Origin of the sequence: Pseudomonas sp. Root569 (assembly GCF_001427465.1) — a bacterium.
GTDB lineage: Bacteria > Pseudomonadota > Gammaproteobacteria > Pseudomonadales > Pseudomonadaceae > Aquipseudomonas > Aquipseudomonas synxantha.
Map to the genome: position 1 here is coordinate 26,133 of NZ_LMGQ01000029.1, position 22,290 is coordinate 48,422.

Here is a 22,290-nt window from a genome sequence, read left to right on the forward strand (position 1 = left end):
TAAAACCTGAGGTTCACGCGGCTTTGGGTTTCGGAGGGAATTTCGGAGCGTGCAGCCCCAATTCCATACCGCGTTCAACCATGCCCATGATGTCTTCCTGCGCCACGTCGAACAGGCGCTTGAGTTCGGGCAATACGAAGTACAGCGGTTGCAGGATGTCGATGCGATATGGGGTGCGCATCGCTTCCAGCGGGTCGAAGGCTTGATGCTCCGGCTCGTCCGACAGGCAATACACGCTTTCTTTAGGTGACGACAGAATGCCGCCACCATAGATGCGCCGCCCTTGGGGGGTGTCCACCAGGCCGAACTCGATGGTCATCCAGTACAGACGCGCCAGGTATACCCGTTGCTCCTTGGTCGCCGCCAGGCCGAGCTTGCCGTAGGTGTGGGTGAATTCGGCGAACCAAGGGTTGGTCAGCAAAGGGCAGTGGCCAAAGATCTCGTGGAAAATATCCGGCTCTTGCAGGTAGTCCAATTCTTCGCGGGTGCGAATGAACGTCGCCACCGGAAACTGCTTGCTGGCGAGGAGTTCGAAGAAGGTCTGGAAGGGAATCAGCGCCGGCACGCGGGCCACTTGCCAGCCGGTGGTTTCGGCCAGCACCTTGTTGATTTCGCCCAACTGGGGGATACGATCCAGGGGCAGGCCGAGCTTGTCGATGCCGTCCAGGTATTCCTGGCAGGCGCGACCCTCGATCACCTTGAGTTGACGAGTGATCAGGGTATTCCACACCGCGTGTTCTTCCGGCGGGTAGTGGATAAAACCTTGCGCATCGGGCTCGCGGGCCACGTAGTGCGTCTGCTTCATACGGCTCTCCTGCTAGGCATTCGTTCTTGTTATGTCCTGCGATGCATTATTGATAACCCGGTGGGCCCAGGATTCCATCTACGTTGCACCAGGGTATGTAGGAAAAATTACCGTTTTTCGTAAAGTATTCGTTACGAATGGATGACTTATCCGCGTTATGGGCTGGGAAACGCCTACGCTCTGTCACATAATCTTGACGACTATCTGCGCTGGGCGACAAAAAGACGCGGCGCCTACCTACTTTTCGAGCCTTTTCATGCGTATCAAAGTGCATTGCCAGAACCGCATTGGCATCCTGCGGGACATCCTCAACCTGCTGGTGGAGTACGGCGTCAACGTCGCCAAGGGCGAGGTCGGCGGGGAGCATGGCAATGCCGTCTACCTGTTCTGCCCGAACCTGGTGAATATGCAGTTCCAGGCGCTACGCCCGCAGTTCGAAGCGATTGGCGGCGTGTTCGGCGTCAAGCGAGTGGGGCTGATGCCCAGCGAGCGGCGGCATATGGAACTCAATGCGCTGCTCGGCGCCCTGGAGTTTCCAGTGCTGTCCATCGACATGGGCGGCTCCATCGTGGCCGCCAACCGTGCGGCGGCGCAGTTGCTCGGCGTGCGTGTGGACGAAGTGCCGGGCATTCCGTTGTCGCGCTACGCTGAGGATTTCGACTTGCCGGAGTTGGTACGCGCCAGCAAATCGCGCATCAATGGGCTTCGGGTCAAGGTCAAGGGGGACGTGTTCCTGGCGGATATCGCGCCGCTGCAATCCTCCGAACACGATGACAGCGAAGCCATGGCCGGCGCGGTGCTCACCCTGCATCGCGCCGACCGCGTCGGTGAGCGTATCTATAACGTGCGCAAGCAAGAGCTGCGCGGGTTCGACAGCATTTTCCAGAGCTCCAAGGTCATGGCCGCGGTGGTCCGCGAAGCGCGGCGCATGGCGCCACTGGATGCGCCTCTATTAATAGAAGGTGAAACCGGCACCGGTAAAGAGTTGCTGGCCCGTGCGTGCCACTTGGCCAGCCCCCGTGGGCAATCACCGCTGATGGCGCTCAACTGCGCAGGCTTGCCCGAGTCGATGGCCGAGACCGAACTGTTCGGCTACGGCCCCGGCGCTTTTGAAGGCGCGCGGGCGGAAGGCAAGCTCGGGCTGCTGGAATTGACGGCGGGCGGCACCTTGTTCCTTGATGGGGTGGGGGAAATGAGCGCGCGCTTGCAGGTGAAGTTGTTGCGCTTCCTGCAGGACGGCTGTTTCCGGCGGGTTGGCAGTGACGAAGAGGTGTACCTGGATGTGCGCGTGATCTGCGCCACTCAGGTGGACTTGTCGGAACTCTGCGCCCGAGGTGAGTTTCGCCAGGATCTTTATCACCGGCTCAATGTGCTGTCGTTGCATATCCCGCCGTTGCGCGAATGCCTCGACGGCCTGGTGCCACTGGTTGAGCACTTCCTCGACCAGGCCAGCCGACAGATCGGCTGCCCTTTGCCTAAGCTTGCGCCCGCCGCGATGGATCGTTTGAGTCACTACCACTGGCCAGGCAACGTAAGGCAGCTGGAAAACGTGCTGTTCCAGGCCGTGTCGCTGTGCGACGGTGGGGTGGTCAAGGCCGAGCATATCCGCTTGCCGGACTACGGGGTGCGCCAGCCCCTTGGCGATTTTTCCCTGGAGGGCGGGTTAGAGGAGATTGTTGGACGGTTCGAGAAGGCCGTGCTGGAAAGCCTTTATGCCGAGCATTCCAGCAGCCGGCAGCTTGGCAAACGCTTGGGCGTGTCGCACACCACCATCGCCAATAAGCTGCGCGATTACGAAATCCTCAAGGCCGACAAATAATTCGCTGACACTACGCGGTCAAAAATGTGGGAGGGGGCTTGCTCCCGATGGCGGTGTGTCAGCTACAGGTGAGCTGACACACCGCCATCGGGAGCAAGCCCCACATTTGATCTTCGTCGTTTTCCAGGTCGGTGGTTGCCGCAGGCGGCAGTAGTCCGCCGTTTTTTCGACTCGCGCTCAAGCCTCAAATCATCCTGTTTCGCCGCAAACCCCCGTCGCGCCTGGACTTCAGCCTCTTTTTAAAAGTTGGTTCGCAAATTGCTTAAGCCTCATTAGTACAGCGGTGGACGGCAAGCGTCCGTCAGAAAGAGGATAGAGCGTGGACAAATACCTTTATGTGGCAATGACCGGCGCCAGTCAGAACGCACTGGCGCAGAAGGCCCATGCCAACAATCTGGCGAACATTTCCACCAACGGCTTCCAGCGTGACCTGGAGCAGGCGCGTTCGATGCCGGTGTTCGGTGACAGCTTTCCGGCGCGGGCATTTGCCATGACCGAGCGGCCGGCCACTGACTTCTCTCCGGGGGCGATGATCGAAACCGGTCGTGACCTGGATGTAGCCGTCAGCGGCGACGGCTGGATGGCCGTGCAAACTCCGGATGGCGGCGAAGCCTACGTGCGCAGCGCCAGCATGAATGTGGATGCCCTGGGCGTGCTGCGTGCCGGCAACGGTATGCCGATCATGGGCAACGGCGGCCCGATTGCCGTGCCACCCCAGCAGAAAATCGAAGTGGGTGCAGACGGCACCATCAGTATCCGTGCCATGGGCGAAGGCCCACGGGTGATGGCGGAAGTGGACCGCATCAAGCTGGTCCAGCCCGACCTCAAAAACATGACCAAGGGCCTGGACGGCACCATCCACACCAGGGATGGCCAGCCGGCCCAGGCCGACGCGAACGTCACCCTGACCTCGGGCTTCCTGCAGGCGAGCAACGTCAACGCGGTGGAGGAAATGACCGCGGTGCTGGCGCTCTCCAAGCAGTTCGAGCTGCACATCAAGATGATGAACAGCGCTAAAGAAGACGACCAGGCCATGACTCGCGTCATGCAGATGAGCTAAGCCCCTAATTAATTTCGTCGCACGGCGCCAACAAACAGGCGCACGAAGGAGAACAGCATGCTTCCGGCTCTATGGGTTGCCAAGACAGGCCTGTCCGCCCAGGACACCAACCTGACCACCATTTCCAACAACCTGGCGAACGTCTCGACCACGGGCTTCAAACGTGATCGCGCCGAGTTCCAAGACCTGCTCTATCAGATCAAGAAGCAACCAGGTGCCCAGTCGACCCAGGACAGCGAATTGCCGTCGGGCCTGCAACTGGGTACCGGTGTGCAGATCGTCGGCACCCAGAAAAACTTCAGCGCCGGCAACCTGCAACAAACCGGACAACCCCTGGACATGGCCATCAACGGCCGTGGCTTCTTCCAGGTGCTGCAACCGGATGGCACTACTTCCTATACCCGTGACGGTACTTTCCACCTGGACTCCAATGGCCAGATCGTCACCGCCAACGGTTTCGCCCTGGAACCTGCCGTGGTGGTACCACCGGATGCCAAGACCTTTACCGTGGGCAACGACGGTACCGTGTCGATCACCGTGGCCGGCAACCCGGCGTCGCAAGTGATCGGCAACCTGCAAACCGCCGACTTCATCAACCCGGCCGGCCTGCAGGCAATGGGCAACAACCTGTTCCTGGAAACCGCCTCCAGCGGCGCGCCGCAAATCGGCACCCCTGGCTTGAACGGTTTCGGCACCACCCTGCAAAGCACCCTGGAAACCTCCAACGTCAGCACCGTTGAGGAGATGGTCAACATGATCACCACCCAGCGCGCCTACGAGATGAACTCCAAGGTGATTTCCACCGCCGACCAGATGCTTTCGTTCGTTACGCAGAATCTGTAATCCAGTCTGGGGCGCTTTCGAAAGCGCCTGCAACACCATGAGGTAAGGGTCATGAATCGCTATGTTTCCGTTTTGGCATTGAGTGGGATCGCCGTGCTCGCGGGGTGTGTTGCCCCGACGCCAAAGCCCAATGACCCGTACTACGCGCCGGTGTTGCCGCGCACGCCATTGCCGGCGGCGGCCAATAACGGCTCGATCTACCAGGCCGGTTTCGAACAGAACCTGTACAGCGACCGCAAGGCGTTCCGGGTCGGTGACATCATCACCATCACCCTTAACGAGAAGACCCAGGCCAGCAAGAACGCCAACTCGCAGATCGGCAAGAACAGCAAGGCGAGCATCGGCCTGACCTCGTTGTTCGGGGGTGGCCTCAGCACCAACAACCCCCTGGGCGGTGGTGACCTGAGCCTGGATGCCGGCTACAGCGGCGACCGCGCTACCAACGGCAAGAGTGCGGCGGGGCAGGGCAACAGCCTGACCGGTTCGATCACCGTGACTGTGGCCGACGTATTGCCCAACGGCATCATTGCCATACGCGGTGAAAAGTGGATGACCCTCAACACCGGCGACGAGCTGGTGCGCATTGCCGGGATGGTCCGCGCCGATGACATTTCCACCGACAACACCGTGCCTTCGACGCGGATTGCCGATGCACGCATCACCTACTCGGGTACGGGTTCGTTTGCTGATGCCAGTCAGCCGGGCTGGTTCGACCGGTTCTTCCTTAGCCCGCTGTTCCCTTTCTAGGTGGCCACTTTGAACTTCAAACAGCTGATGGCGACGGCACTCTTGCTGGCCTTAAGCGCTGTGGCCCAGGCCGAACGCCTGAAGGACATCGCCAGTATTTCCGGCGTGCGTTCCAACCAGTTGATCGGCTATGGCCTGGTGGTGGGGCTCAACGGTACGGGTGACCAGACCACCCAGACGCCGTTCACCCTGCAGACCTTCAACAACATGCTCTCGCAGTTCGGCATCAAGGTGCCGCCAGGCTCGGGCAACGTCCAGTTGAAAAACGTCGCTGCCGTGTCGATCAGCGCCGACTTGCCGCCGTTCGCCAAGCCGGGCCAGGTGGTGGACATCACGGTGTCGTCCATGGGCAACTCCAAGAGCCTGCGCGGCGGCACCCTGCTGATGACGCCGCTCAAAGGTATCGACGGCAACGTCTACGCCATCGCCCAGGGCAACCTGGTGGTGGGCGGGTTTGACGCCGAAGGCCGCGATGGCTCGAAGATCACCGTCAACGTGCCGTCGGCCGGGCGCATCCCCGGTGGCGCCACGGTTGAACGCACCGTGCCGAGCGGGTTCAACCAGGGCAACAGCCTGACCCTGAACCTCAACCGTTCCGACTTCACCACCGCCAAGCGCGTGGTCGATAAGATCAACGACATGCTTGGCCCTGGTGTAGCCCAGGCCATCGACGGCGGCTCGATTCGCGTCACCGCGCCGCTGGACCCAAGCCAGCGCGTGGACTACCTGTCGATCCTGGAAAACCTTGAGGTCGACCCTGGCCAGGCCGTGGCAAAAGTCATTATCAATTCGCGTACCGGCACTATCGTGATCGGCCAGAACGTCAAGGTTTCGCCGGCAGCGGTGACCCACGGCAGCCTGACGGTGACCATCACCGAAGACCCGATCGTCAGCCAGCCGGGGCCGCTGTCCAACGGCCAGACCGCCGTGGTCCCGCGCTCGCGGGTCAATGCCCAGCAAGAAGCCAAGCCGATGTTCAAGTTCGGCCCCGGTACCACCCTGGACGAGATTGTCCGCGCGGTGAACCAGGTGGGCGCAGCGCCCGGTGACTTGATGGCGATCCTTGAAGCTTTGAAACAGGCCGGCGCCTTGCAAGCCGACCTCATTGTGATCTGAGGCCATGGCCATGGATATGCGCAAAAGCGGCATCAGCAGCACGGCGGACTCGGGGTCTTACTCCGACTTGAACCGGCTTAACCAGCTCAAAGTCGGCGCCGACAAGAACAGCGACGGCAATATGCGCAAGGTGGCGCAGGAGTTCGAGTCGCTGTTCCTCAACGAGATGCTCAAGTCCATGCGCTCGGCCACCGACGCCCTGGGCAAGGACAACCCGCTGAACACCCCGGCGGCCAAGCAGTATCAGGAAATGTACGACCAGCAGCTGGCGGTCTCGATGTCCCGCGAAGGCGGCGGTATCGGCCTGGCCGACGTGCTGATGCGCCAGATGCAGAAGAACAAGCCGGTGCAGGCCCAGGCCGCCACCTTGCAAGGCCCGGCGGCGGATGTGCCGGTGAAGAAAGTCGATGTGCCGACCGAGATTGGCGCCGGTACCCAGGCCGACGGGCCGCTGGGCCGCTCCAATGGCCAGCGGCCTTTGTGGGCTTATCGCGTGGCGGTTCCTGAGGGCACCAGTGCGCACACCAACGACATGGAGCTGATGAACCAGCGCCGTATCGCCTTGCCAAGCAAACTGGCCGACCGCCTGCTGGCTGGCATCGTGCCGAGTGCCCCGGTTGCCGCCGAAGCCAAAAGCGCGCCCCTGCGCAACAGCGCCGCCGACGACAATGTGGTCAGCAGCGCCGCCCGCAGCTTTGCCGTGCCAAGCGGACAAATGCAGGTCTATGGCCGCGCCATTGCCCAGCCACCGCTGGCGCCGGCGAAAAAAGCCTTCAGCTCCCAGGACGAATTCGTCGCCACCATGTTGCCGATGGCCAAGGCGGCCGCCGCGCGTATCGGTATCGACCCCAAGTACCTGGTGGCCCAGGCCGCGCTGGAAACCGGCTGGGGCAAATCGGTGATGCGCGCCGAGGACGGCAGCAGCAGCCACAACCTGTTCGGCATCAAGGCCGGCCAGAGTTGGCAGGGCGGCCAGGCCCGTGCGATCACCAGCGAGTTCCGCGATGGCGCGATGGTCAAGGAAACGGCGCAGTTCCGTTCCTACAGCTCCTACCAGGACAGCTTCCACGACCTTGTGACCCTGCTGCAAAGCCATGATCGCTATAAAGAAGTCTTGAAATCAGCCGATAACCCGGAACAGTTTGTACGCGAGTTGCAAAAAGCCGGTTATGCAACCGACCCGGCTTACGCCAGCAAGATTTCGCAGATCGCAAAAAATATGAACAGTTACCAGAACTACGCTGCCGCTGGCGCAACCACACATTTATAAGGTCTGAACCATGAGTTTGCTCAGTATCGGGATGTCAGGGCTCAACGCCGCTCAAGGATCGCTGTCGGTCTTGAGTAATAACATCGCCAACGTTAATACCCCAGGGTACTCGCGGCAGCAGACCACGCAGAATACCAACGCGTCGAACCCGTTCGGCGGTGTGTTCATCGGCACCGGTACCACCCTGGCTGACGTGCGCCGGGTGTACAACGAATACCTCGACACCGCCTACCAGAACAGCACGGCCCTGAATAACGATGCCAAGGCGTATCTGGATCAGGTCGGTGCCGTCGACAAAGTGTTGTCGGACAAGACCACCGGTTTGTCCTCGGTGCTCAGTTCGTTTTTCGCCACCCTGCAGACCGCGGCGTCCAACCCCAGTGACCTGTCTGCGCGGCAGCTGCTGGTGACCAACGCCCAGACCCTGAGCAGTCGTTTCAACTCGATTTCGACGCAGTTGACCCAGCAGAAAGAGACCATCAACAACCAACTGAGCAGCATGAGTGAGCAGGTCAATCAATTGACCGCCTCGATTGCCTCGCTTAACAAGCAGATCACCCAGGTGCAAGGCGCGTCGGGCAATGCGCCGGCCAACCTGCTGGACTCGCGCAACGAGGCGGTACGCTCGCTCAATGAATTGATCGGCGTAACGGCCACCGAGAAGAACGGCCAATTCAGCGTGACCACCGGCACCGGCCAGTCCCTGGTAGAAGGCGGGATCTCCAATACGATTTCTGCAGTGCCGAGCAAAACCGATAACAGCCAGTACACCATCCAGTTGAATACCAACGGCACCCCCATGGACTTGGGTGGCGTGATCAGCGGCGGCAGCATCGGCGGCCTGTTGCGTTATCGCAGTGATGCCTTGATGCCGGCTATCAATGACCTGGGCCGTATCGCCATAGCGACCGCAGACACCATCAACAACCAACTGGGCCAGGGCTTGGACCTCAATGGTGACTTTGGCGTTTCGCTGTTCAAAGACATCAACAGCGCCGTCGCCGTTGCCTCGCGCAGCCAGGGCGCATTGGGCAACAGTGCCGGGGCAGGCAACCTGAATGTGACGATCAAGGACAGCAGCAAGTTGTCCGCGTTTGACTACACCGTGAGCTTCAACGACAAGACCGACCCCAACAAGGTCACGGTACTGCGCTCGGACGGCAAGGCCATGGGCACCTTTGATATGTCCGCCACGCCGCCGCCGACCATGGACGGCTTCACCCTGGCACTGGATGGCAAGGGCACGATGGCCTATGGCGACAGCTTCAAGGTCAGCCCGACTGCCACTGGGGCCAGCGCGATTGGCGTGGCGCTCACCGATGCGAACAAGCTGGCGTTTGCCGGCCCGTTGGCGGGTACCAGCAGCAACACCAACAGTGGCACGGGCACGTTCACCCAGCCGTCCCTGACAGTACCGCTGGATATTAATGGCGGCGCCGACACCGCACAGCTGCGCGCCGGTATTGAAAACTCGATGCCGGTGAAAATGGTCTTTGCCAAACCGGCCGCTGATGGTACGCAGTCCTACACGATCAGCGATTCCAAGGGCAACCCGATCAGCACCGGCTCGATTATTCCGGGGCAGGGCAACAAGATCACCGTGGACGTGCCGATGCGTGACGCCAACGGGGCCGCGATCCCCGGCAAGAGCTTCAAGTTCGACACCACCGTCAACGGCTCACCGGCACAAGGCGACAGCACCACCTTCGCCTTCAACAGTGGCGGCAAGTCCGACGGCCGCAACGCCCAGGAACTGCTGAACCTGCAAACCAAAGCCACCGTTGGCATGGGCGATGGCAACGGCGGCACCAGCCTGGTGGGGGCCAACAGCAAGCTGGTCTCGCAAGTGGGGGCCAAGGCCAGCCAGGCCGGGGTCGACACCGCCGCCACCGGCGCGTTGCTGAGCGCCAACAAGGAAGCGCGCAACTCGGTGTCCGGGGTCAACCTGGATGATGAAGCGGGTGACATGATCAAGTTCCAGCAGTACTACACCGCGTCGTCGCAAATCATCAAGGCTGCGCAGGAAACCTTCACCACACTGATGAATGCTCTTTAAGGGAGGCTGGGACGATGCGTATTTCTACACAGCAGTATTTCGAGACCAGTTCCGCCAAGTACCAGAGCAACTATTCCAGTGTGGTCAAGGCCCAGGACCAGGCCACCACCGGTATACGCGTGCAAACCGCCGCGGATGATCCGGTGGCGGCGGCGCGCTTGCTGATGCTGCAACAGCAGAAAGACATGCTGGGGCAGTTCAATGGCAACATCGACACCCTGAAAAACTCGCTGACCACCCAGGACAGCGTGCTGGAAAATATCAATATCGCGATTCAGAGGGCCAGTGAGTTGGCGCTCAAAGCGGGCAACGTCGGCATCAGTGACGCTGACCGCAAATCGACCGCCGCGGAGATCGGCGCCATTGAAGACCAGGTCCTGGGCTTGCTCAATACCAAGGACTCCAGTGGTAATTACATGTTCTCCGGGAGCAAGACCGACACGCCTCCCTACGCCCGTAACAATGATGGCACCTACAGCTACCAGGGCGATGACACGCCGTTGAGCCTGAAAGTTGCGGAAAATCTGTCGGTAGCCATGGGCAATACCGCCAAAAGCATGCTGGAAAGCTCGGCGAACACTGGCCGTACGCAAACAGCACCTATCCTCGTGCCGCCAGCGGTCGATGATGGGAAGGTCACGGTGTCGGCCGGCCTGATTGCGGCTAACTCCAACTACGACAGCAGCTTTTCGGATGGCCAGCCGTATAAGCTGACGTTCACCAGCAGCACCCAATATGTAGTAACCGACAATGCCGGCAAGGACATTACCTCGGAGATTCCGGGCAATGGCACCTTCGATGCCACTAAGGAAGGCGGATCGAGTATCAAGCTGCGTGGGGTCAAGTTCGACATTGGCTTGAATCTGGGCAAGGACGCGCTGGGCAAGGACATACTGCCCGGCGCGCCAGCGGACGCCATCGTCAAGGATCGTGAGTTCAGCCTCTCGGTCAAGCCGGACACCTTCAGCGTATCGCGCACCCCGAGTAACCCCTCCACGGCACAGCTGAGCGGCGGCACGGTGAGCGATCCGGCGGCCTACGCCAGCACCTTTCCCAACTCCGGCGTCATCGTCAAGTTCGGTGCGGCCGGCGCCTATGACCTGTACGCGCAGCCTTATACGGCAGACAGCCAGTCCATCGCCAGCGGTACCCTGGCGGCTGGCGCAACTTCGATCACGGCGGCAGGGGTGACCTTCGATGTCACCACCGCACCGGCTCCAGCCGCTGGCGACCAATTTTCGATCGGCGCCACCAGCAACAAGAACGAAAACGTCCTCGACACCCTGAGCCATTTGCGCAAAATCCTGGAAACCCCGTCAGACGGCAATCCAGCGGCGCAGAAGGAGCTCAAGGACGTGGTGGCCAAGTCCATCGGCAATCTGACCAATGCCTACGGCCAGATCGACCAGGCGCGTGGTTCCCTGGGCGCGCGCCTCAATGGCCTGGACATTCAGTCCAAGGAAAACGTCAGTCTGGACCTGGCCAATACCACCACCATGAGCGCCTTGGGCAACGTCGACTTCGCCGAAGCGGCCATCAACCTGAGTTTGCAGCAGACCATGTTGCAGGCCTCGCAGCTGGCCTTTGTGAAAATCTCGCAGTTGAGCCTGTTCAACAAGATGTAAACGGTGTTTCGTCAAGCGGCCTACTCTGGAAACAGGGCGGGCCGTTGTCGTTTATGGGGTTTAATTGTTGAAAGGTTTTGCACAAAGCACACAAAATTGAGTGACCTGTGAGTCATAAAGCGCATCTTCACTGTATCGTGTGAAAAGGATAAGTCGTCGCAGGGTCCTTGCGCGGTGGCTTTCAGCGAGATTTTCATGGGGTTATCCCCTTCATTGTCAGCACTCCCGGCGTAGCCCGAGGGGTGTTCTCCAGCTATTTAGTATTGGGAAGCCATAATGATTGGCATAAAAAGCATCGCCAGTTACGTGCCGGCAGACGGGATCGATAACTACGCCCAGGGTGCCAAATTCGCCAAGGATGAAGAGTTCATCATCGGCAAGATCGGTTCGGCGTTCCTGCCGCGCAAGGAAGCTGCACAGGAGACGTCCGACCTGTGTGTCGAAGCGGTCAACGCTTTATTTGCCAACAACCCGGCGTTGAAGCGCGAGTCTATCGACGCGCTGATCGTCGTCACCCAGAACGGCGATGAAGAGGGCTTGCCTCACACCGCAGCCATCGTCCAGGACAAACTGGGCCTGCCCACCCACGTGGCAGCCTTCGATATCTCCCTGGGCTGTTCCGGCTACGTCTATGGCATCTACGCGATGAAGGGCTTCATGGAAGCCGCCGGCCTGAAAAACGGCCTGCTGATCACCGCCGACCCGTATTCGAAGATTGTCGACCCCGAAGACCGCAACACCACCATGCTGTTCGGTGATGCGGCCACCGCCACCTGGATGGGCGAAGACGCGCCGTGGTTGCTCGGCAAGTCCAAGTTCGGCACCGACGGCTCCGGCGCGCCGCACCTGAAGGTCAGCGACGGTGTGTTTTTCATGAATGGCCGCCAGGTGTTCAACTTCGCCTTGCTCAAGGTGCCGGCGCACCTGCACGAGTTGCTCGCCGAGTCGGACCTCAAGGCCGATGACATCGACGCCTTCTGTATCCACCAGGGCAGTGCGGCCATCGTCGATGCCGTGGCACGCCGCTTTGAAGAAGCGCCGGTGGACAAGTTCATCAAGGACATGGTCGAGACCGGTAACACCGTGTCGTCGAGCATTCCGTTGCTGTTGGAAAAGCATGTGATGGACGCCACCTGGAAGCGTGTTGCGATCAGTGGTTTTGGTGTGGGCCTGTCGTGGGGCTCGGCGATTCTCTATCGCCCGTGATGTTTTAGCCGCTGCATAAAAAACGCCGATGATCCTTCGATCATCGGCGTTTTTTTGTGCCCCCTGTAGGAGCGAGCTTGCTCGCGAAGAACCTGAGAGCGCCGCGTGCATCCTGAATGCCCGCGTCATCGTTAACGCTCTTCGCGAGCAAGCTCGCTCCTACAGGGGGCTGTCTTGAAGGCGAAGTTTTGGCGCCAGTAACCCGTGATTGCTGGCGTTTCACGTCTCTATAAGGCCTTGAAATACAAGGGCTGGCACAGGGCTACTAAAAAAAATCAAAAAAGTCCTCAAGCAACCGGCTACCACGACGATAACTATTACGTAGGTTCTCTAGGCCACACCCGGCGGTCGCCAGGGCCGGAAGCCGCAGTATCCAACCAACGAGGATTTCGTCATGGCATTATCAGTAAACACCAACATCACCTCCCTGGGTGTCCAGAAGAACCTGAACAAAGCTTCCGACGCTCTGAGCACTGCGATGAACCGTCTGTCGACCGGCAAGAAAATCAACAGCGCCAAAGACGACGCTGCCGGCATGCAGATCGCCAACCGTCTGGGCAACCAGGTTAAAGGCTTGAACGTTGCAATCGCCAACGCCGCCAACGGTACTTCGATCGCCCAGACCGCTGAAGGCGCAATGCAGGAATCCACCAACACCCTGCAGCGTCTGCGTGAACTCGCCCTGCAAGCGGCCAACGGTGATAAAAGCGACGCTGACCGTGTTTCCCTGCAGCAAGAATTCACCGCTAAAGTGGGTGAGCTGACCCGTATCGCCAACACCACTACCTTCGGTGGTCGTAACCTGCTGGACGGTACGTTCAACAACGTTGCTTTCCAGATTGGTGCCAACGCCAACGAGACTATTTCGTTCGGTATGGGTGACACCAGCGCCACTGCCCTGAAAGGTTCGTACAGCGAAGCCAGTGTGAACGGTGCTGCTCTGGCTGGTATCAGCGCCACTGCAACCGGCGCTTCTCTGTCGGGTGCCAAAGTGACGGGTGCTGCTACTGCCGCCCTGAACTCCGCTGGTGCTGGTGCTGCTGCTGCGTCCACTCTGACCATCAATGGCAAAGATGTTGCGATCGCTGCTGCTGACAAAGGCGCTGCCGTCGCTACCGCTATCAATGCTGCCAACACCGGTGCAACCGCTGTTTGGGATGACACTGCCAACAAAATGACCCTGAGCTCTCCTAGCGCGATCAGCGTAACTGGCGGCGCTGCTGTTGGCCTGACTGACGTGACCACTCCAACGACGCCTGCCACGGGTGCCACTACCCTGTCCGCTGCCGGCGCAATCAGCGTCAATGGCAAAGCTGTAACTTGGGCTGCCAACGCAACTATTACTACTGTACTGGCCAGCATCAAAACTGCTGTAGGCGGCACTGGTGATGCGACTATCGGTTCTGATGGTCGTATCCAGGTCAAATCTTCTGGCGGTGCTGACGTAGCCTTGTCCAACACCACTGCTGGTTCCCTGTCGGCTCTGGGTCTGTCGGCCGGTACCTCCCAGGCTAAATTGAGCGCTGACACCTCGATCAGCCTGAACGGCGTTGAAGTGAAGTTCAAGGCAGGTGATAACACTGACGCGATCGTTTCCTCGATCAACAGTGCAAGCACCGGTGCTACCGCCAGCAAAAACTCTGACGGCAGCCTGGCTCTGTTCTCCAAGAAAGACATCGTAGTGGCTGACGGTAGCGCGGGCACTGGCCTGGCTGCACTGGGTCTGACTGCTGGCTCCAGCAAAGCTACCACCCTGGAAACCACCGTTTCCAACCTGAGCGTCCTGACTGCGGCAAGCTCGCAACAGGCCATCCAGGCTCTGGAAGGCGCCATGCAGCAGATCGACAGCCAGCGTTCGCAGCTGGGTGCCGTACAAAACCGCTTCGACAGCACCACTGCCAACCTGCAGAGCATTTCGCAGAACTCCAGCGCTGCCAAAGGCCGCGTAGAAGATGCTGACTTCTCTGCCGAAGCTGCTGAGCTGACCAAGCAACAAACCCTGCAACAGGCTTCCACTGCGATCCTGGCACAGGCCAACCAGCTGCCATCCGCTGTACTGAAGCTGCTTCAGTAACATCGGTAACGGTTGACTAACGGAAGGGTGCGTTTACGTACCCTTTCGTTTTTTCAGTTATGAGGTGATGACATGGACATGAGCATTAAGCTGAACGCGTCTTACCCGTCTGGTGCAACCCCTGCCGCTGGCACGCCTGCTAGCGTGGCCAAACCTGTGGCGCAGGCTGAATCAGCTCTTGCCGATGAGCCCAAGCGTGCGGCATTGGAGCAAGCTGTAACCGATATTCGTGAGTTTGTTCAGGCGAGCCAACGCAACCTGGACTTCTCCATAGATGACACTACCCATAGAGTCGTCGTCAAAGTGATCGCCACCGATAGCGGTGAAGTGATCCGACAGATTCCCTCGGAAACTGCGCTGAAGCTGGCCCAGGATCTGAGCAAGGCCGGCAGCCTGTTGTTTGATACCAAGGCGTGAGTTGGCACGAAACATGTTTCTGATTGCTGCCTGAGCGTTAATGCGCCAAAAAAGCAGCAGCCGCAGGACAAGGAGAATTGCAAATGGCAAGTTCAACGATTTCCGGCCCGGGTTCGGGCTACGACACGCAATCTATCGTCAAGGCTCTGGTAGGTGCTGAAAGGGCGCCGAAGCAGACCCAGATCACCAGTCAGCAAAAAGATACGACCGTCAAACTGTCGGCCGTTGGCACGGTGAAGACGGCGTTGGAAGCCTACCGGGCGGCAATCACCAAGTTGGACAACATTTCCTCGTTCAACGGTCTTGCGGCTACCAGTTCCGAAGAGAAGAACGTCAAGGTTACCCTCGGGGATGGGGCTTCCAGCGGGAAGTACACACTCATCGTGAACAACCTGGCAACGACGTCGAAAGTGACGACCAAGGTTTTCGAGGGCGGTACCTCTGCCAAGGCAAACAGCTCTGACGACAATCAGACGCTTACTATCAATCAGTCGGGTAAAAGTTACGATGTGACCATACCCGGTGGTGCGACCTTGCAGCAGGTGCGTGACTCCATCAACACTCAGTTGTCGGCGCAAGGTATCAATGCCAACGTATTGAGTGACTCTAAGGGTTCGCGTCTGGTTATCGGCTCCAGCAACAGCGGTGACGGCACTGCGATTACCCTCAGTGGTAACTCGGAGCTGGCCGCCGGTTATGATCCGGGCCAGGTTCCGAAGAACGCCAAATACTCGATCGATGGCGTTGCGATGGAGTCCACCACCAACAAGATCAGCTCGGCGATCAGTGGTGTAAGCCTGGAGTTGCTGACTGAGGACCCGACCAAGCCGCTCACTACCACCATTACCGTGGGCAGTAACACTGAGACTCTGAAGACGTCGGTGCAATCGTTCGTCACGGCCTACAACGCGCTGATGACATCAGTCAATGCGCAGACCAAAGTCACGGCCACGGGTGATTCCTCGACTACTACCGCGGCGGCTTTGACTGGCGACTCATCGATGCGCCAACTGGTGAACAGTTTGCGTGGTGAGCTGGTCAACGGTTCGGGCAGCGGCGCCATCAGCAGCCTGGCCCAAATGGGCATCACCACCGACCAGAAGACCGGCCTGCTCAGCCTTGACGACAAGACCTGGGACAAGGCTGTGGTCACCGGAGCGGGTGATATTGCCAAGATGTTCACCGGTGACAAAGGCTTGATCAGCCGCATGAACAATGTGACCTCAGGCTATGTTGGCGCCACTGGCACGCTGGCCGCACGCGCAACAGACCTCAACAACAAGTTGACGGAGCTGACCACTGAGCAGAGCACCCTGGATCGCCGAATGGAGGCCCTGCAGACGTCTCTCACGGCTAAGTACACCGCGATGGACACTATGATTGCGCAGATCAACAACACCAGCTCCAGCATCATGACCACGCTCAACGCATTGAATAATCCTAAATCGAACTGATTGAAGTAGGGCGCGCTTTGCGCCCTCGGCTTCGGTTCTGGATTAAAGTTTTTGCCGGTGCAGTCGAAAGACTGGATAGAGCAATCCTATTCGCCCGTGGCCTGTTTTGAGGTAGCAACATGAACCCTATGAGAGCCCTTCGCCAATACCAGAAGGTCAATTCCCACGCTCAAGTATCCGAGGCCAGCCCTCATCGTCTGATTCAGATGCTGATGGAAGGTGGGCTTGAGCGCCTCGCCCAAGCCAAGGGCGCAATGGCGCGTGGGGATATTCCACAAAAAGGTTTGTTACTCACAAAGGCTATCGACATCATCACCGGGTTGCGTCAAGGCTTGGACGAAACGAAGGCCGAGGATCCCGCCACTATCCAGCGTCTTGCGGCGTTGTACGACTACATGAACGTGCGCCTGTTGAAAGCAAACGCCAGCAATGACCCAGAAATCATCGATGAAGTTGCCCGCTTGCTGATAACCGTCAAAGAAGGCTGGGATGCCATCGCTCCACAATAAGGCCGATCGCCTTGAGGTACACATCATGAGCCATGCACTGCAACGCATCGACGAAACCCGCGAAGCCCTTCTCGGCGCGCTGGCTGAGCGTAATTGGGAAGCTGTCGGCGAGTTGGACCTGGGTTGCCGTGCGGTGATTGATGAGGTGCTCAGCGAAGTGCCGGTGGACGAGGGTGCATTGCGCGAGAAATTGGAGAGCCTGCTGGTGGTTTATCAGCAGTTGCTGGAAGTCACGACCGGCGAGCGCCAGGCGATTTTCGAAGAGATGTCGCAGATCAACCAAGCTAAAAATGCGTCAAAGGTTTACCATCTGTTCGGATGAATGGGCTCAGTTGGTCCGAACGGTGCGTCATATATTTGACTGTGCCAGCATTTTTGACTTAACTAGTGCTGTTTTCAGATTTCAGACGTCTAGTAAGTAAGAAATCTTACAAGCGTCTTGATTGCCCTCATTCCGGGGCAGGAAGTTTTACTAGGGAAGTTGCTATTGCATGTGGCGTGAAACCAAAATTCTGCTGATCGATGACGATAGCGTCCGCCGCCGCGATTTAGCGGTGATTTTAAATTTTCTCGGTGAAGAAAATTTGCCCTGCGGCAGCCACGATTGGCAGCAGGCGGTCAGCTCGTTGGCGTCGAGCCGTGAAGTCATCTGTGTGTTGATCGGGACGGTAAACGCTCCTGGCGCAGTTCTGGGCTTGTTAAAGACACTGTCAACCTGGGATGAGTTCCTTCCGGTGTTGCTGATGGGCGATATTTCTTCCGTGGACCTGCCGGAAGACCAGCGCCGCCGTGTGCTTTCCAATCTGGAAATGCCGCCCAGCTACAGCAAATTGCTCGATTCCCTGCACCGCGCCCAGGTCTATCGCGAGATGTACGACCAGGCCCGCGAGCGCGGCCGTCACCGTGAACCCAACCTGTTCCGCAGCCTCGTCGGCACCAGCCGGGCGATCCAGCACGTGCGCCAGATGATGCAGCAAGTGGCCGATACCGACGCCAGTGTGCTGATCCTCGGCGAGTCGGGCACCGGCAAGGAAGTGGTCGCACGTAACCTGCACTATCACTCCAAGCGCCGCGACGGGCCTTTTGTGCCGGTCAACTGCGGGGCGATCCCGGCAGAGCTGCTTGAAAGCGAACTGTTCGGCCACGAGAAGGGCGCCTTTACCGGGGCGATCACCAGCCGTGCCGGGCGTTTCGAACTGGCCAATGGCGGCACCCTGTTCCTCGACGAAATCGGCGACATGCCACTGCCGATGCAGGTCAAGCTGCTGCGCGTGCTGCAGGAGCGTACCTTCGAGCGCGTGGGCAGCAACAAGACCCAGAGCGTCGACGTGCGCATCATTGCCGCCACCCACAAGAACCTCGAAAGCATGATCGAGGTCGGCAGCTTCCGCGAAGACCTGTATTACCGCCTCAACGTATTCCCCATCGAGATGGCGCCGCTGCGTGAGCGCGTGGAAGACATCCCGTTGCTGATGAACGAGCTGATCTCGCGCATGGAGCATGAGAAACGCGGTTCGATTCGCTTCAACTCCGCCGCGATCATGTCCCTGTGCCGCCACGGCTGGCCGGGCAACGTCCGCGAATTGGCCAACCTGGTGGAGCGCATGGCGATCATGCACCCCTACGGTGTGATCGGCGTGGTCGAGTTGCCGAAGAAATTCCGCTACGTCGACGATGAAGACGAGCAACTGGACAGCCTGCGCAGTGACATGGAAGAGCGCGTGGCGATCAACGGCCATACCCCGGACTTCGGTGCTACCGCGCTGTTGCCGCCCGAAGGCCTGGACCTGAAAGACTACCTCGGCAACCTGGAACAGGGGCTGATCCAACAGGCCCTGGACGACGCCCATGGCATCGTCGCCCGCGCCGCCGAGCGTTTGCGTATCCGTCGAACCACCCTGGTGGAGAAGATGCGCAAGTACGGTATGAGCCGCAAAGAAGGTGATGAACAGGCGGATGATTGACGCCTGTTTTTCAACACATTGATTTAGGGTGCCCGACCTCACCAATACTGTTCAGTTTATGACGGTGCCTGTTGCCGTCATACTGCGTTGCCGCTCCTCCCCATAGCGAGCTATGAGTCGTCGCGGCGCCTTGTCTGACAGCAACAGTCACTCGTCAAAACGGAACTGTATTGGCGAGGTCGGACACCGGCGATTTTTTCGGCACGGGTATTGCTACAGCCCTCGCAACGTTCCGTTTAACTGACGGTCAGCCAAGCGAGAGAGCATCATGCCCCACGCCGCCCAACTAGCTACGGCCCCTGCCATCCAGGGGCTGGTTTCGCCTGTAGAACCGCCGACCCGCCAGGGCCTGGAGCAAGCGTTCTCACAGTTCAGCCAGATGTCGAGCCAACTGACCGACTCCTACAGTCTGCTGGAAGCCCGGGTGTCCGAGCTTAAAGGCGAACTGGCGGTGGTCAGCGCCCAGCGCATGCAAGAGCTGGCCGAGAAAGAGCGCCTGGCCAACCGTCTGCAAAACCTGCTGGACCTGCTGCCCGGGGGCGTGATCGTCATTGACGACCAGGGCCGCGTGCGCGAAGCCAACCCGGCGGCCTGCGACCTGCTCGTCCTGCCGCTGGAAGGCGAGCTGTGGCGTGAAGTCATCACCCGCTGCTTTGCGCCGCGTGAAGACGACGGCCATGAAGTCTCCCTCAAGGACGGGCGTCGCCTCTCTATTGCCACCCGCTCCCTGGACGCCGAGCCGGGCCAATTGGTGTTGCTCAACGACCTGACAGAAACCCGTCACCTGCAAGACCAGTTGGCCCGCCACGAACGCTTGTCGTCGCTGGGGCGAATGGTCGCGTCCTTGGCCCATCAGATCCGCACGCCGTTGTCGGCGGCGTTGATCTACGCCAGTCATTTGACTGATGAGCAATTGCCGGCCGCCACCCACCAACGCTTTGCCGGGCGCCTCAAGGAGCGCCTGCATGAATTGGAGCACCAGGTGCGCGACATGCTGGTGTTTGCCCGCGGCGAATTGCCGCTGACCGACCGCGTCACGCCTGCCGGCCTGATGCAGTCCCTGCAAGCGGCGGCGGCCACCCATGTCCAGGACGCCAACCTGCGTTGGCAGTGTGACAGCCACCAGGGCGAGTTGCTGTGCAACCGCGACACCCTGGTCGGCGCGCTGCTCAACCTGATCGAAAATGCCACCCAGGCCAGCGGCCCGGGCGCACGCCTGAAAGTGCACCTCTATACCCGTGAACAAACCCTGCGCCTGTGTATCAGCGACAGCGGCAGCGGCATCGACCCCCAGGTGTTGCAACGCCTGGGCGAACCGTTTTTTACCACCAAGACCAACGGTACTGGCCTGGGCCTGACCGTGGTCAAGGCGGTGGCCCGGGCCCATCAGGGACAATTGCAGCTGCGTTCCCGCCTGGGGCGTGGCACCTGTGCATTGATGACCTTGCCGCTGTTTTCCAGTGCGGCAAGCGCGGAGTAAAAGAATTATGGCTATCAAGGTTTTATTGGTGGAAGACGATCGCGCCCTGCGTGAAGCATTGGCTGACACGCTGCTGTTGGCGGGCCATGACTACCGTGCGGTCGGCTCTGCCGAGGAAGCCTTGGAGGCAGTCGAGCAGGAAGCCTTCAGCCTGGTGGTCAGCGACGTCAACATGCCCGGCATGGACGGTCACCAGTTGCTCGGCCTGCTGCGCGCACGCCAGCCGCAGCTGCCGGTGCTGCTGATGACCGCCCACGGTGCCGTCGAGCGGGCGGTGGACGCCATGCGCCAGGGCGCGGCGGATTACCTGGTCAAGCCGTTCGAACCCAAGGCATTGATCGAACTGGTGGCCCGACACGCCCTGGGTGTGATTTCGGCGGGCGAGGGCGATGGCCCGATTGCCTTTGAACCGGCCAGCGCGCAATTGCTGGAATTGGCGGCGCGGGTAGCGCGCAGTGATTCCACCGTGCTGATTTCCGGCGAGTCCGGCACCGGTAAAGAAGTGCTGGCGCGTTATATTCACCAGCAATCCAGCCGTGCCAAGCAACCCTTCATTGCGATCAACTGCGCGGCGATCCCCGACAATATGCTTGAAGCCACCTTGTTCGGCCATGAAAAGGGCTCGTTCACTGGCGCCATCGCGGCCCAGGCCGGCAAGTTCGAACAGGCCGACGGCGGCACCATCCTGCTCGACGAGATCTCGGAAATGCCCCTGGGCCTGCAAGCCAAGTTACTGCGCGTGTTGCAGGAGCGCGAAGTGGAGCGCGTGGGCGCACGCAAGCCGATCCAGCTGGATATCCGCGTGGTCGCCACCACTAACCGCGACCTGGCTGGCGAGGTAGCGGCGGGGCGCTTCCGTGAAGACCTGTTCTACCGGCTATCGGTGTTTCCGCTGGCCTGGCGCCCGTTGCGCGAACGCCCGGCGGATATCCTCCCGCTGGCCGAGCGCCTGCTGAACAACCACGTCAAAAAAATGAAGCACGCCCAGGCGCGGCTGTCGGCCGAGGCCCAGGCCTGCCTGGTCAGCTACCCATGGCCGGGTAACGTGCGCGAGCTGGACAACGCGATCCAGCGTGCGTTGATTTTGCAACAGGGCGGCCTGATCCAGCCCCAGGACTTCTGCCTGGCCATGGGCAATGGCGCGGCGCCGTTGCCGAGCCTGGCGCCGGCGCCGGTGGTTGCCGAGGCGGAATCGGCCGGTGCCCTGGGCGATGACCTGCGTCGCCGCGAATTCCAGATGATCATCGACACCCTGCGCGCCGAACGCGGCCGCCGCAAAGAAGCGGCCGAGCGCCTGGGCATCAGCCCGCGCACCTTGCGCTACAAGCTGGCACAGATGCGCGATGCCGGAATGGACGTGGAAGCCTACCTTTTCGCCACCTGAAAAATGCTTCGGCTGACATGGTTTGTCGCCTTTTCTTACGAGTCGCCACGGACCTGGCACCCTTGTTGCTACCTCCCCTGTAAGAGCGGCGTAGCGTCAAAAAAATGCGGGTTGTCGGAGAGAGAAGTTCATGAGCCAGGGTATTGAGTTCAATCGGTTGATGTTGGATATGCGCGCCATGCAAATGGACGCCATGGCTCAGCCGAAATCCGTCGCGCCAGCACCGGAATTGGGCCAAAGCAGTTTTGCCGACATGCTCGGCCAGGCAATCAATAAAGTCAGTGATACCCAGCAGGCGTCCAGCCAACTGGCCACTGCGTTCGAGATCGGTAAAAGCGGCGTGGACCTCACCGATGTGATGGTCGCCTCGCAGAAGGCCAGTGTGTCTTTCCAGGCCCTGACTCAAGTGCGTAACAAGCTGGTTCAGGCTTACCAAGACATCATGCAGATGCCGGTTTAAG

Annotated in this window: 19 protein-coding genes; 18 read left to right on the forward strand and 1 reads right to left on the reverse strand. The window is 59.8% G+C overall.

Going from position 1 to position 22,290, the window contains the following annotated elements; translation table 11 throughout:
- Positions 1-13 precede the first annotated feature (13 nt).
- A complete protein-coding gene (gene phhA, locus ASD70_RS26815) occupies positions 14-805 on the reverse strand; it encodes a phenylalanine 4-monooxygenase (protein WP_043049667.1) in 792 nt (263 codons plus the stop codon).
- 256 nt (positions 806-1,061) lie between these two features.
- Here phhA and ASD70_RS26820 point away from each other — a divergent pair, with 256 nt between their 5' ends.
- The 18 genes from ASD70_RS26820 to fliE all read left to right on the forward strand — a co-directional run bounded on the left by ASD70_RS26820 (position 1,062) and on the right by fliE (position 22,289).
- Positions 1,062-2,624 (forward strand): sigma-54-dependent transcriptional regulator, encoded by a 1,563-nt coding sequence (locus tag ASD70_RS26820; RefSeq protein ID WP_056847914.1) that lies wholly within the window; start codon positions 1,062-1,064, stop codon positions 2,622-2,624.
- Positions 2,625-2,943: 319 nt separating this feature from the next.
- Complete coding sequence (locus tag ASD70_RS26825) at positions 2,944-3,684, forward strand: flagellar basal body rod protein FlgF (RefSeq protein WP_046071778.1); 741 nt, start codon at positions 2,944-2,946, stop codon at positions 3,682-3,684.
- Positions 3,685-3,741: 57 nt separating this feature from the next.
- On the forward strand, positions 3,742-4,527 hold the full coding sequence (gene flgG / locus ASD70_RS26830; protein WP_003192986.1) for a flagellar basal-body rod protein FlgG: 786 nt from the start codon (positions 3,742-3,744) through the stop codon (positions 4,525-4,527).
- Between the two features lie 51 nt (positions 4,528-4,578).
- Complete coding sequence (flgH, locus tag ASD70_RS26835) at positions 4,579-5,274, forward strand: flagellar basal body L-ring protein FlgH (protein ID WP_046071779.1); 696 nt, start codon at positions 4,579-4,581, stop codon at positions 5,272-5,274.
- A gap of 27 nt (positions 5,275-5,301) precedes the next feature.
- A complete protein-coding gene (locus tag ASD70_RS26840; RefSeq protein WP_162252765.1) occupies positions 5,302-6,390 on the forward strand; it encodes a flagellar basal body P-ring protein FlgI in 1,089 nt (362 codons plus the stop codon).
- A gap of 4 nt (positions 6,391-6,394) precedes the next feature.
- Complete coding sequence (gene flgJ, locus ASD70_RS26845; protein WP_046071780.1) at positions 6,395-7,660, forward strand: flagellar assembly peptidoglycan hydrolase FlgJ; 1,266 nt, start codon at positions 6,395-6,397, stop codon at positions 7,658-7,660.
- A gap of 10 nt (positions 7,661-7,670) precedes the next feature.
- The gene (gene flgK, locus ASD70_RS26850; protein ID WP_056847915.1) at positions 7,671-9,716 is read left to right on the forward strand and encodes a flagellar hook-associated protein FlgK; all 2,046 of its coding nucleotides are present in this window, start codon (positions 7,671-7,673) and stop codon (positions 9,714-9,716) included.
- Between the two features lie 14 nt (positions 9,717-9,730).
- Positions 9,731-11,341 carry a flagellar hook-associated protein 3 gene (locus ASD70_RS26855; RefSeq protein ID WP_056847916.1) on the forward strand — a complete coding sequence of 537 codons (1,611 nt, stop codon included), beginning with the start codon at positions 9,731-9,733 and terminating at the stop codon, positions 11,339-11,341.
- 276 nt (positions 11,342-11,617) lie between these two features.
- Positions 11,618-12,547, forward strand: a complete 930-nt coding sequence (locus tag ASD70_RS26860; RefSeq protein WP_046071783.1) for a ketoacyl-ACP synthase III — start codon at positions 11,618-11,620, stop codon at positions 12,545-12,547.
- Between the two features lie 394 nt (positions 12,548-12,941).
- Complete coding sequence (locus ASD70_RS26865) at positions 12,942-14,621, forward strand: flagellin N-terminal helical domain-containing protein (protein ID WP_056847917.1); 1,680 nt, start codon at positions 12,942-12,944, stop codon at positions 14,619-14,621.
- 72 nt (positions 14,622-14,693) lie between these two features.
- Positions 14,694-15,038, forward strand: a complete 345-nt coding sequence (locus tag ASD70_RS26870) for a flagellar protein FlaG (protein ID WP_056847918.1) — start codon at positions 14,694-14,696, stop codon at positions 15,036-15,038.
- Between the two features lie 83 nt (positions 15,039-15,121).
- Positions 15,122-16,492: a flagellar filament capping protein FliD gene (gene fliD / locus ASD70_RS26875; protein WP_056847919.1), complete on the forward strand. Its 1,371-nt coding sequence runs from the start codon at positions 15,122-15,124 to the stop codon at positions 16,490-16,492.
- A 119-nt stretch (positions 16,493-16,611) separates the two neighbouring features.
- Positions 16,612-17,001, forward strand: coding sequence for a flagellar export chaperone FliS (gene fliS, locus ASD70_RS26880; protein ID WP_034117091.1), 390 nt, complete (start codon positions 16,612-16,614; stop codon positions 16,999-17,001).
- Between the two features lie 25 nt (positions 17,002-17,026).
- Positions 17,027-17,323 carry a hypothetical protein gene (locus ASD70_RS26885; protein ID WP_005790088.1) on the forward strand — a complete coding sequence of 99 codons (297 nt, stop codon included), beginning with the start codon at positions 17,027-17,029 and terminating at the stop codon, positions 17,321-17,323.
- A 169-nt stretch (positions 17,324-17,492) separates the two neighbouring features.
- A complete protein-coding gene (locus ASD70_RS26890) occupies positions 17,493-18,965 on the forward strand; it encodes a sigma-54 dependent transcriptional regulator (protein ID WP_043049678.1) in 1,473 nt (490 codons plus the stop codon).
- Positions 18,966-19,233: 268 nt separating this feature from the next.
- On the forward strand, positions 19,234-20,445 hold the full coding sequence (locus ASD70_RS26895) for a sensor histidine kinase (protein WP_056847920.1): 1,212 nt from the start codon (positions 19,234-19,236) through the stop codon (positions 20,443-20,445).
- Between the two features lie 7 nt (positions 20,446-20,452).
- Positions 20,453-21,829, forward strand: a complete 1,377-nt coding sequence (locus tag ASD70_RS26900) for a sigma-54-dependent transcriptional regulator (RefSeq protein WP_043049680.1) — start codon at positions 20,453-20,455, stop codon at positions 21,827-21,829.
- Positions 21,830-21,959: 130 nt separating this feature from the next.
- Positions 21,960-22,289, forward strand: a complete 330-nt coding sequence (gene fliE / locus ASD70_RS26905; protein WP_005790083.1) for a flagellar hook-basal body complex protein FliE — start codon at positions 21,960-21,962, stop codon at positions 22,287-22,289.
- Position 22,290 lies beyond the last annotated feature (1 nt).

What these genes read in the sequence shown, in the direction of transcription:
- ASD70_RS26870 (WP_056847918.1), top strand. Translation starts at nt 14,694, where the DNA reads ATGGACATGAGCATTAAGCTGAACGCGTCTTACCCGTCTGGTGCAACC.
- ASD70_RS26840 (WP_162252765.1), top strand. Translation starts at nt 5,302, where the DNA reads ATGGCGACGGCACTCTTGCTGGCCTTAAGCGCTGTGGCCCAGGCCGAA.
- flgJ (WP_046071780.1), top strand. Translation starts at nt 6,395, where the DNA reads ATGGCCATGGATATGCGCAAAAGCGGCATCAGCAGCACGGCGGACTCG.
- fliD (WP_056847919.1), top strand. Translation starts at nt 15,122, where the DNA reads ATGGCAAGTTCAACGATTTCCGGCCCGGGTTCGGGCTACGACACGCAA.
- ASD70_RS26895 (WP_056847920.1), top strand. Translation starts at nt 19,234, where the DNA reads ATGCCCCACGCCGCCCAACTAGCTACGGCCCCTGCCATCCAGGGGCTG.
- ASD70_RS26885 (WP_005790088.1), top strand. Translation starts at nt 17,027, where the DNA reads ATGAGCCATGCACTGCAACGCATCGACGAAACCCGCGAAGCCCTTCTC.
- ASD70_RS26890 (WP_043049678.1), top strand. Translation starts at nt 17,493, where the DNA reads ATGTGGCGTGAAACCAAAATTCTGCTGATCGATGACGATAGCGTCCGC.
- ASD70_RS26860 (WP_046071783.1), top strand. Translation starts at nt 11,618, where the DNA reads ATGATTGGCATAAAAAGCATCGCCAGTTACGTGCCGGCAGACGGGATC.
- flgG (WP_003192986.1), top strand. Translation starts at nt 3,742, where the DNA reads ATGCTTCCGGCTCTATGGGTTGCCAAGACAGGCCTGTCCGCCCAGGAC.
- ASD70_RS26865 (WP_056847917.1), top strand. Translation starts at nt 12,942, where the DNA reads ATGGCATTATCAGTAAACACCAACATCACCTCCCTGGGTGTCCAGAAG.
- fliE (WP_005790083.1), top strand. Translation starts at nt 21,960, where the DNA reads ATGAGCCAGGGTATTGAGTTCAATCGGTTGATGTTGGATATGCGCGCC.
- fliS (WP_034117091.1), top strand. Translation starts at nt 16,612, where the DNA reads ATGAACCCTATGAGAGCCCTTCGCCAATACCAGAAGGTCAATTCCCAC.
- phhA (WP_043049667.1), bottom strand. Translation starts at nt 805, where the DNA reads ATGAAGCAGACGCACTACGTGGCCCGCGAGCCCGATGCGCAAGGTTTT.
- flgH (WP_046071779.1), top strand. Translation starts at nt 4,579, where the DNA reads ATGAATCGCTATGTTTCCGTTTTGGCATTGAGTGGGATCGCCGTGCTC.
- ASD70_RS26900 (WP_043049680.1), top strand. Translation starts at nt 20,453, where the DNA reads ATGGCTATCAAGGTTTTATTGGTGGAAGACGATCGCGCCCTGCGTGAA.
- ASD70_RS26820 (WP_056847914.1), top strand. Translation starts at nt 1,062, where the DNA reads ATGCGTATCAAAGTGCATTGCCAGAACCGCATTGGCATCCTGCGGGAC.
- ASD70_RS26855 (WP_056847916.1), top strand. Translation starts at nt 9,731, where the DNA reads ATGCGTATTTCTACACAGCAGTATTTCGAGACCAGTTCCGCCAAGTAC.
- flgK (WP_056847915.1), top strand. Translation starts at nt 7,671, where the DNA reads ATGAGTTTGCTCAGTATCGGGATGTCAGGGCTCAACGCCGCTCAAGGA.